The sequence below is a fragment of the Shewanella morhuae genome (assembly GCF_900156405.1).
GTDB classification, from domain to species: domain Bacteria; phylum Pseudomonadota; class Gammaproteobacteria; order Enterobacterales; family Shewanellaceae; genus Shewanella; species Shewanella morhuae.
The window spans coordinates 433,073-442,956 of sequence record NZ_FTNN01000002.1; the positions used below are offsets into that span (position 1 = coordinate 433,073).

The following is a 9,884-nucleotide window of genomic DNA, read 5'->3' on the forward strand; positions in this document are numbered from 1 at the left end:
CATTCAGCGGGAGTTCAACGCGCTTTAGACAAGGCGAAGGCTTGAAGGCATAGTGGTGCTCTGTCGAAAGCCTTAAACGCAGTATAAAGCGTGTTGCCATGCAGTTAAATCAGCCGCCCTTTGGGAGCCTCACCGGTATCCCACTTCCGTGTTGCATTAACTTAAAAGGGAATGACCATTTCTGCGTCAATGCGCCTCGGATTGAAATACCGGTGAGGCTCTGAACTGATTAGATAGTTAATGTGACTGGTATAAACTTCAAGATTAAAAATGTTAACACTGGCACAACGCTCAAGCTTAACCAAAAAATAAACGCCATAGCCAAGATGAATCTAACTCTTTTTGACAGGTTTTATATTGAGCCGCATAGCGTTTAGATCTCGCATCCACTTTGCTCGCGACCTTCACTAACCAAGCTTTTGATTTATAACTGCCGCGGCGATAACCGCCCCAACCTTCGTGATAATTAAGATACTGAGCCCTTGCATCCCACTTAGAGATACCATTTATTTTATTGGTTTTACTGATAAACCAACCCATAAAATCTATTGCATCATCAAAATTACTGCGACTCGACCAACTGTTCCCCGTCTCACGCACATAATCGTCCCATGTCATAGTTTTTGCTTGCGCATAGCCGTAGGCATCACTGGCACGCCCAATCGGGATAAAACCTAAAAAGTACTGCATAGGAGGTGCGGCATTATGCTTGAATGAACTTTCTTGATACATCATCGCTAATGGGACATGAACCGGTACACCCCATTTGTCGCGGGCATCTTTAGCGGCTTCATACCAACCACGGTGTTCTTGAAATATCTCACACAAATTTTCAGGAGATTTAGGAGGAGATGTTGCGCAACCAGATAAAATACCCAGCGTCGAAAACAGCAAAATAGCGGAAAGCCTATTCATTAATATCATGTTCTTTATAGAGTTAGCTGGCAACATGATGTCATAGACTCAGCTTGAGGCAAGCATAAAAAACATTTTTTAGCGCTTAGATCACCTAAACGCTATCGCGAAACTATCATAGTAACAAGATAATCTGCAGTGATAACAAGTTGAATTAATAGTCCTAAACAGAATGGAGTGACATAAATACAACGGATATGATGTTGCTATTTCGTTTCAGGACTCAGTTCAAATTGACACTCGTGCTGCTCTTGTAGCCATACACCGGGCTCCCAATAAGCGGTATCTTTTCCCATATAACGCTTATCGGTGTGGAGTAGTGCTCCTAAGTGATAACGCTGATGGCTCTGGATGTTAAGCTTCAATACTTTAGGAACCCGTGCAGTAACCGTAACCGATAAGTTAGGATCGTCAATCAATTCTGCCACTGTAAACTCATATTCACCGGGCGCTAACTGATAGTTAGGTTTCGAAACCACAGCTTGGCCATTTAAATGCGTTACCACAACACGATACCAATGCGTACTTGCATCGGGTTGCAGATAACCTGACACAGTACCACAGCCCAAAGGGGCTTCGGGTGAAGAGGCGCAACCCGATAAGAAGGCTCCCCCTCCAATCATAATTGCAGTGACGCTCAAACGCACATAAGAGCGTAAACTCGCTGTCACGACGTCATACCAAAATACTCTTTAAGATAATCATCAAAGGCAACCTTACTTTGAGCAGCTTCTAACTCGGCTTGTTTTTTTAGTGAGCTAACAGCTTCAGCTTGGTATTGTGCAATGGTTTCACTAGATAATGGATAATCAACAAAGTATTGATAATATTGCTGCGCCAATGTCATCACCCACTGACCATGATCTTGTCCTTGGTGGATCACGTTTTGCAGCACTTGTCCCGATAAAGTTAAATCAGGATCTTCAATCGCCTTACGCCAATGGGCTAAAGTCGCTTGATAATCTGTTTTTTCACCATCGAGTAACACCGCTAGCGTTTGTAATGAATCGAACAGTTGCTCCAACCAGATTTTCAGTGGCAGAGTTCCCTCAGCAGTTGATAACTCAAGCCCAGGTTTACGGCCTTCAAGTACAACAGCTTTAAGATTCGCTCCGAGCCTCGCCTCTTCAGTTGCATCAGACTTAGGTGATTCTGTTAATAAACAATACAGCAGGAATAAATCAAGAAAACGCACTTGCGTCATCTCGATTCCGATAGGGCTGAATGGATTGACATCCAAAGCCCTAACTTCAATATATTCAACCCCAGCACGCGCTAAGGCTTCAGATGGCTTCTCACCACTACGTGTCACGCGCTTAGCGCGAATAGGTGAGTAAAACTCATTTTCAATCTGTAATACGTTGGCATTAAGTTGACGGTATTCGCCATCAACTTTAACGCCGATATTAGCAAAGCTTGCCGATGGCATTTTGATCGCCGCATTTATGCCTGCCAAATACTCAGGTAAAGAGTTATAGCTAATATTGAGGTCTTCTTGCTCTTTATTGGTGTAGCCTAAATCGCTCATACGTAATGACGTAGCATAAGGCAGATATAGCGTGCCCTTGCCAGTCTTTTCAAACTTAAGGTCGGTTTTCTGATTTTTGATAAAAGAGCTGCATAACGCTGGTGAAGCGCCAAAAAAATACGGTAACACCCAGACTAAACGACGGTAGTTACGGATCAAGCCAAAATAAGACTCTGAAATAAAATCATCGTAACTGAACCGCTTATCGCTAAGATCATACAAACGTTGCCATAATTCTTGCGATACCGAAAAATTAAAGTGTACCCCTGAGATGATCTGCATCAGAGCGCCATAACGGTAGGTCAAGCCTTTACGATATAACGTTTTCATCATGCCGGTATTTGATGAGCCATAACGAGCTACGGGGATCTGCTGCTCATCTTTCACATAACAAGGCATACTCACAGGCCATAAGCGTTGACCATTTAAATTACGCACGCTAAAAGCATGGGTTTCAGTTAACCCACTTAACAGTTGTTCAACATCGTGATGAACAGGAGTAATAAACTCAAGCAAAGCTTCACTGTAATCAGTGGTTATACGCGAATGCATTAACGCCGAGCCTAATACTTCTGGGTGCGTATCTAGGGCTAAATAGCCCGATTCATCAATGCGTAATGCCTCACGCTCTATGCCACGTAACATACCTAAGAGTGCTGTGCGCCCGTTGGCGTCGGAGAAATTTTGTACTAATTCATTGAATGACTTCAATTTGCGCTTCTCTAATTGGTGATTCGCTATCGCGACAAGGTAACCGTCAGACCTTTATTTTGAGGCTTATCTTACAAGATACGCCTCAAAATAAATCTAAACCTGTCCATGTGGCAAGCCAAATTCACGCTTTGCGTGATTTAAAATAAATGGTGGTAGCTAATGCTACCACCATTTTTCGATGTAAATATCAGTAGAATAGTTGGTAAACCACCACTAACAATATACTCGCCTAAACCCTATATAAGGGCAAAATAGCCATTTACAATACTAGGGTCTCAATTGGATAACCCATTGTAGCTAAATCCGTTTCAACTTTCGCTTTATCTCCCACCACCAGAATCACCATGTCATTGATGTTAAGCTCGGAAGCCGCCAGAGCATTGAGTTCATCTTTTGTGATGCTATTAATGATCTTATCCTGCTGAGCAGTAAAATCCTGATCCAATTGATAGCGTTGGATCATCCGTATAAAACCCGCTTTTTGATACGGCGTTTCATAATCAAGCGCTTGCCCTTGAGAAATAGAATTACGCATAAAGGTAAGTTCAGTATCTGTCATACCTTGTTGCTGATAAGTACTGATTTCTTTAACAAATTCAGCCAGTGCTTTCGCTGTTACGTCACTACGCACACTGCTTGTTCCTACAAAGTATCCCACTTCAGCTCCGCCCGTAAAACGGGTACGGGCGCCATAGGTATAACCTTTGTTTTCACGTAAATTAAGGTTGATACGGCTGTTAAATGCGCCACCTAACGGGTAGTTCATCAGGTAAGATTTAAAATAATTTCCAGTGGCATCATAGGGCAATGCGCGCTTAGCAATATTGATTACCGATTGCGCAGCGCCTGGTTTATCAATTAAATAAATAGTGCCACCTTTTAATGCCGGAAAAGGGTTAAGTGGCGGAACAACGGCAGCGTTTCCCTGCCATTGACTGAGCCCGTCCAACTTAGGCAGTAATACCGCTTCGGACAAATTGGCTACTGTCACTATTTTAGCGTTGGCGCCTTGATATTGCAGAGCATAAAATGCTTTAACATCAGCTAACGTGAGCGCAGCAACCGAATTAAGGGTTCCTATATCGCTTATGCCCAATGTATTGTCTTTGCCGTATAGCAAGGAAGATAGCGCGGCGTCAGCAAGATAACTCGGTTCAGACTGCATGCTTTGGATCTGCTGTAATAGCTGCTGCTTTACTCGCGCAAAGTCTGCATCTGTAAATGCTGGCTGAAACAACTTTTCTTCCATAATCGCCAACGTCTCATCTAAATGAGCCGTCAGAGCCGATATTTTAATCACGCTTTGGTATTCAGATGCACTGAAATCGACCGTACTACCCAACATTTCTAAGGCTTGCGAGAGTGCTTCACTACTGCGTTTTTGGCTAGACTCATTAAGCATTTCTGCGGTCAATAATGCTAAGCCCGCCTTTTCTACGGGGACGAGTCGATGGCCACCATTGAGATACACAATCAACTCGACCGTTGGCGTCTCAGTGCTTTGAGTGCCCATCACTTCGATGCCATTTTTTAACTTTTCAGTCCAAATTTTAGGAACTTTGAGCATAGGTGCTACGCCAGATGTGGGCATCTTAGTGCGATCAAAACTTGAAACCAATTTAGGCGTTGGTAAATCTCCCTCAACCGCCGTTTGGGCAATCGGTAAAGTTGCCGGTGTAAAGTTATCGGCATGGGCAATGAGTGAAATCATTCCCTGCGGTACTACACTCATGACCACCATAGGTTTATCTTTGATGTACTGTTTGAACACGCGCATCACATCGTCTTTAGTGACCTTGGCATAACGGCTCAAATCCGCGTCAATCATATTAGGATTACCCGACAAAATTTGGTTTGACGCTAAGGTCGAGACTTTACCAGAAACACTTTGCAGGCTAAAAATGGTATCTGCCTCAAACTGTACTTTTACTTTTTGCAGATCAGCATCAGTGACGCCGCGTTGCTCAAACTCATTAATAGAGGCAAGAATACGCTGCTCAAGATCTGCCAACTTACCTCCCTTTTCAGGATTGGCGAGTGCATAAATCGACATCTGACATGCAAGCTCTTGGCAAGGATGGCTGACATTGGCCTGCACCGCATAACCATCCTTAACTAAGTTTTTGTATAACAACGAGGTCTTGCCGCCACCTAAAATGTTCGCGAGTAGATCGAGTGCGGCTTCATCGGAGTGTCTAGCATATACGGTAGGAAAACCAATACGAATCAAGGGTAAATGTACTTGATCTTCCATGGAGATATAGCGCGTCTGGTCTAAGTTAACCAGCGCTTTTTGCTCTAAAGAGACTTCAGGGCCACGGGGGATTTCACCAAAATACTGATTAACCCAGGCTAGGGTCTGCATTTCGTCAAAATCACCACCGATAGTTAGCGTGGCATTATTAGGGCCATACCAACGCTGGAAAAAATGTTTTACATCATCAACGCTGGCACGCTCAAGATCATCTGGCCAACCGATAACCGGCCAAGAATATGGATGTCCAACCGGGTATAAAGCTTGACTAAAACGTTCACTCATTCGGCCATAGGGCTGGTTATCAATACGTTGCGCACGCTCGTTTTTGACCGTCTCGCGCTGCACTTCAAATTTTTCACTCGTCAATGCGGGTAATAAAAATCCCATACGATCCGACTCTAACCACAACATTTTTTCTAGTTGATTGCTGGGTACTGTCTCAAAATAATTGGTTCTGTCGGTATTTGTCGAGCCGTTTAAAGTGCCACCGGCCTCGGTCACCACTTCAAAATGTTGCTCATCGGCAACGTGCTGTGAGCCTTGAAACATCATGTGTTCAAATAAATGTGCAAAACCTGAACGGCCCGCTAATTCTCGTGCAGATCCAACATGATAGGTCACGTCAACATGTACTAATGGATCAGAATCATCTTGATGCAAAATAACCGTTAAACCGTTAGCTAATTGATACTTTTTATAGGGGATACCTACTTGCGAATCAGTAAATTGCACAGTTTCGATAAGTGTGACGCCCGCAGGTAAATTGGCAGAAGTCATTTCAGATGCGCAACCCGCGAGCGCGGCAGAAATTGCCAGCGCTAATATCCATTTTTTCAAAACATTTCCCTCTTACATCAATAGGTAAAATACAGCCTGCTCGTTAGCATGCTGTATTAAGTCATCGCTGGCTAAAATAGAGTGCCTAACCCTAAGAGAGTCTGGTATTAATCTAAAATGCGACTTAATGATTAAATATTAGGATTAAGACTGGTAAAATAAGCACTAAGTTCCTATCTATACAGCAAATTATGCTTAAATAGCAAAAATTCTCTTAGCCAAAGGCTGATAGCTCACCATAGCGTTACCATGTAAGCCATTGCAATACGGCTGCAGCAATAATCAAGTAACGAATTGTTTTACCGATTAACATCATCAATATCGATGGAATTAGCGGTAACTTCAACCAACCCGCTAGTAAACAAAGCACATCACCGATAACAGGCGCCCATGAAAGTAACAGTGCCCATACGCCGTAACGCTCAATTAAGGCAAGACCCTTAGTGCGTTTACCCGAGATTAACTCCGCGGGTGTTTTAGCAAGACGAGCTAAATGGCCTATATAGAAACTTGTCATCGCGCCTAAAGTGTTACCTATGCTCGCCGTGATGACCAGCGCACCCCATGCTTCGGGGGAATTGCTTAATAGCGCGATGAGTAATACTTCAGATCCTCCCGGTAACAAAGTGGCTGCTAAAAAAGCGCCAGAAAACATGATGCCCAACTCAGCCATAATCTTTACTCAATGATAAATAAGTCTTTTAAAATCACATTTGATTATTTTTAAAATACTTTAATCAAATTTTTAAATTAATATTTTTATAACAAACTCACTTATGACAATAAGTTATAAGAAAATCGGTTTGTTATCACCCTAGCTCAGTCGATACAATGGGCTAACTATGGCAGGCCATGACAATACACATGATAAAGAGCATGTTACCAACAGGCTCAACTCGTTGAATATGGATCCTATCATTACAGGTCTATTGGCTCACACTTAATTTATTTTTCTGGAATATGCATGATCTTTCAAACCATTAGCCGCATTCCGTTTTGGCAAAAAGTCTTAGCAGGTTTTATCTTAGGTGCACTCGTTGGCATAATTTTAGGTGAAACAGCAATTGTACTAAAACCATTGGGCGATCTGTTCATTGGCGCCATTAAAATGTTGGTCGCACCTTTGGTATTCTGTGCGATTGTCGTCAGTATTACGTCACTCGGCTCGCAAACTAGCTTAAAACGCCTCAGTCTTAAAACCTTAGGTATGTTTATGCTAACCGGCACAATTGCCTCTCTGATTGGCTTAGCGGTAGGCTCAATGATTGACATGGGTGGCACGATGCAACTCACAGCCACAGAGGTACGTGAGCGCAATATACCTGGCTTTGCACAAGTGTTACTGGATATGATCCCAGTGAATCCTTTCGCATCATTGGCTGAAGGTAAGGTACTGCAAATTATCGTATTTGCCGCTTTAGTAGGTATCGCTATTAATAAGGTCGGCGAAAAAGCTGAACCATTAAAACGTACCATCGAAGCGGGCGCAGAAGTCATGTTCCAATTAACTCGTATGGTATTAAAGCTGACCCCTATCGGGGTGTTTGGCCTAATGGCATGGGTAGTAGGAGAATACGGTTTATCGACCTTATTGCCTTTAGGTAAGTTTATTGGTGCAATCTACATTGCAGCCTTTATCCATATCATCTTCGTTTACGGTGGCATGGTAAAATTTGTTGGTGGTTTAAGCCCAATTCAATTTTTCCGTAAGGCGATGCCTGCGCAGTTAGTCGCTTTTAGTACCTCATCCAGTTTTGGTACTTTACCTGCGAGCACCCGCGCAGTAGAAACGATGGGCGTATCAAAACGTTATAGCGCTTTTGTTATGCCATTAGGCGCCACGATGAACATGGATGGTTGTGGGGGGATTTACCCCGCAATTGCCGCTATCTTCATCGCGCAAATTTATAATATTCCGCTCGATACGCTCGACTATGTCATGATTGCTGTTACGGCAACAGTAGCTTCCGTAGGTACCGCTGGTGTGCCAGGAAGTGCGATGGTGATGCTAACGGTAACTTTGGGCGTAATTGGTCTGCCACTTGAAGGTATTGCCTTTATCGCCGCAATTGACCGTATTATCGATATGATCCGCACGGCAACTAACGTGACGGGTGATATGATGACTGCAGTAGTGATTGGTAAGTCTGAGAATGAACTGGATGAAGCGCAATTTTATTCAAATGATACCCAAGACGTAACACCTGTAAATTCGTAATCATAGCGGTCGGCAGCTCACCAACATAACAACAGACCGTTTCGGCGGTCTTTTATTAATACCAATACCGAATAAAATCTCTTTGTCAGTAAGCTAAAATCAAAGTCTTATTCATCCATACCGCTACTGGTTAACCATCTCAGATTACAGCTGCTCTCTACTTGCTAAAATAAGTTACTCAAATAAGATCAAACTGTTAGACTCTAAATTATCCTAACTCATTATTTAGCAGCATAAAATGACCAGACTATTCCTTATTCCGCTGATCTTGTGTCTGTTTTGGGCATTATTTTTAAAAGCGAATAAGCTCACGCTAAAGCAAGGCCAACAGGGTTTTATCTATATTATCGGCATCAGTGGCGGGCTAATTTTAATCCTCACGGCATTATTGTTACTAACTGCTTAGCCCTGTAACAATATTTACTCGCTCGTAGACGCCTTTCCGTTGATCCAATCTAACCTTATTTTCGAGCAGTCAGCAGCAGACTTTAGATTTATCAGTCATCCCGCTGTTACCCTAATGAACGCCAACAACGCAGTAGCAATACCATTCCGCATTAGTTTTTGCCCATATTAGCCCAGTCTCGTGTGCACAAACTTTTTCCCCTGTCCTTACCTGAATAAACCTATCCCAAGTTTTGCCATACCTGTTCTATCGGATTCAACTCTGGGGAATAGGCTGGTAATTTAAGAACCGATAAATTACGGAATTCTTTTGCTATATCATCCGTATGCCAGACCGCACCATCAATGATAACAAGTGCATATCTATCCGAATGAGTTGCCTCTGATATTTACGTTAAGCATCTTTTAACGAAAAGCGTGACCAATGCTTCTGTTACCCCCGTCGCTGGGCACACTGCACCAAAGAGATAAGCATATTCACATTGCTGTTATCTGATTTAACTAAGGCTAGGATATTGGGCTTGTTCATACTTTGTAAGGTGAGAAAGTGACGACTTATTAGATCATATAATTAAAGTAATTGGTATTAGTGGTTATGACGATATTGTTGAGCAATGCTCCATCGCATGGAATAGCTTCATTGAGAAGAAAGAAAGGGTGAGCAAATTGTGCTCTAGACGATGAGCAATGTTGACCAGTTAATTAATATAAATGGTATTAGATAATCAGAACATCGATGCTAAGTGTACTTCGCTAGACGCTTACGACGACGTCGCAACAAAGACAGCGTCTTCAATGCACAAAAATATTGTTTATACCAAATCACAGACGCAAAAAAGCCAGCTTATTCAGCTGGCTTCGTTACATCTCATCGAGATAATTAGGCGCTTGGCGATGACCTACTCTCACATGGGGAGACCCCACACTACCATCGGCGCGTTTGCGTTTCACTGCTGAGTTCGGGATGGGATCAGGTGGTTCCACAAGGCTATTGTCACCAAGCAAATTCT

The 9,884-nt window shown here is 42.9% G+C and carries 7 protein-coding genes, 1 rRNA gene and 1 pseudogene; 2 read left to right on the forward strand and 7 right to left on the reverse strand.

The annotated features are described in order from the left end of the window. Positions 1 to 297: 297 nt before the first annotated feature. From BW947_RS04190 to BW947_RS04210, 5 genes are all read right to left on the reverse strand, one after another. On the reverse strand, positions 298 to 915 hold the full coding sequence (locus BW947_RS04190; protein WP_115405226.1) for a transglycosylase SLT domain-containing protein: 618 nt from the start codon (positions 913 to 915) through the stop codon (positions 298 to 300). 206 nt (positions 916 to 1,121) lie between these two features. Next, a complete protein-coding gene (locus BW947_RS04195; RefSeq protein ID WP_076497082.1) occupies positions 1,122 to 1,538 on the reverse strand; it encodes a hypothetical protein in 417 nt (138 codons plus the stop codon). A gap of 44 nt (positions 1,539 to 1,582) precedes the next feature. Next, entirely contained in the window at positions 1,583 to 3,154 is a 1,572-nt protein-coding gene (gene gshA, locus BW947_RS04200; RefSeq protein WP_076497060.1) for a glutamate--cysteine ligase, read from the reverse strand. Positions 3,155 to 3,416: 262 nt separating this feature from the next. Continuing rightward, positions 3,417 to 6,251, reverse strand: coding sequence for a M16 family metallopeptidase (locus BW947_RS04205; RefSeq protein WP_076497061.1), 2,835 nt, complete (start codon positions 6,249 to 6,251; stop codon positions 3,417 to 3,419). A 244-nt stretch (positions 6,252 to 6,495) separates the two neighbouring features. Beyond that, positions 6,496 to 6,924, reverse strand: coding sequence for a YqaA family protein (locus tag BW947_RS04210; RefSeq protein WP_076497062.1), 429 nt, complete (start codon positions 6,922 to 6,924; stop codon positions 6,496 to 6,498). 291 nt (positions 6,925 to 7,215) lie between these two features. Between BW947_RS04210 and BW947_RS04215 the strand changes: the two genes are divergently transcribed. Continuing rightward, positions 7,216 to 8,469 (forward strand): dicarboxylate/amino acid:cation symporter, encoded by a 1,254-nt coding sequence (locus BW947_RS04215; protein WP_076497063.1) that lies wholly within the window; start codon positions 7,216 to 7,218, stop codon positions 8,467 to 8,469. A gap of 238 nt (positions 8,470 to 8,707) precedes the next feature. After that, positions 8,708 to 8,875: a hypothetical protein gene (locus BW947_RS18765; RefSeq protein WP_167368901.1), complete on the forward strand. Its 168-nt coding sequence runs from the start codon at positions 8,708 to 8,710 to the stop codon at positions 8,873 to 8,875. A 232-nt stretch (positions 8,876 to 9,107) separates the two neighbouring features. Here BW947_RS18765 and BW947_RS18850 read toward each other — a convergent pair. Both BW947_RS18850 and rrf read right to left on the reverse strand, forming a co-directional pair. Further along, positions 9,108 to 9,362: pseudogene (locus BW947_RS18850) on the reverse strand (transposase); the annotation flags it as partial. A gap of 398 nt (positions 9,363 to 9,760) precedes the next feature. Continuing rightward, positions 9,761 to 9,876: ribosomal RNA gene (gene rrf, locus BW947_RS04230) — 5S ribosomal RNA — on the reverse strand. Positions 9,877 to 9,884 lie beyond the last annotated feature (8 nt).

Coding starts and splice junctions, on each gene's coding strand:
- BW947_RS04190 (WP_115405226.1), bottom strand. CDS start 915: ATGAATAGGCTTTCCGCTATTTTGCTGTTTTCGACGCTGGGTATTTTA.
- BW947_RS04195 (WP_076497082.1), bottom strand. CDS start 1,538: ATGATTGGAGGGGGAGCCTTCTTATCGGGTTGCGCCTCTTCACCCGAA.
- BW947_RS04210 (WP_076497062.1), bottom strand. CDS start 6,924: ATGGCTGAGTTGGGCATCATGTTTTCTGGCGCTTTTTTAGCAGCCACT.
- BW947_RS04215 (WP_076497063.1), top strand. CDS start 7,216: ATGATCTTTCAAACCATTAGCCGCATTCCGTTTTGGCAAAAAGTCTTA.
- BW947_RS18765 (WP_167368901.1), top strand. CDS start 8,708: ATGACCAGACTATTCCTTATTCCGCTGATCTTGTGTCTGTTTTGGGCA.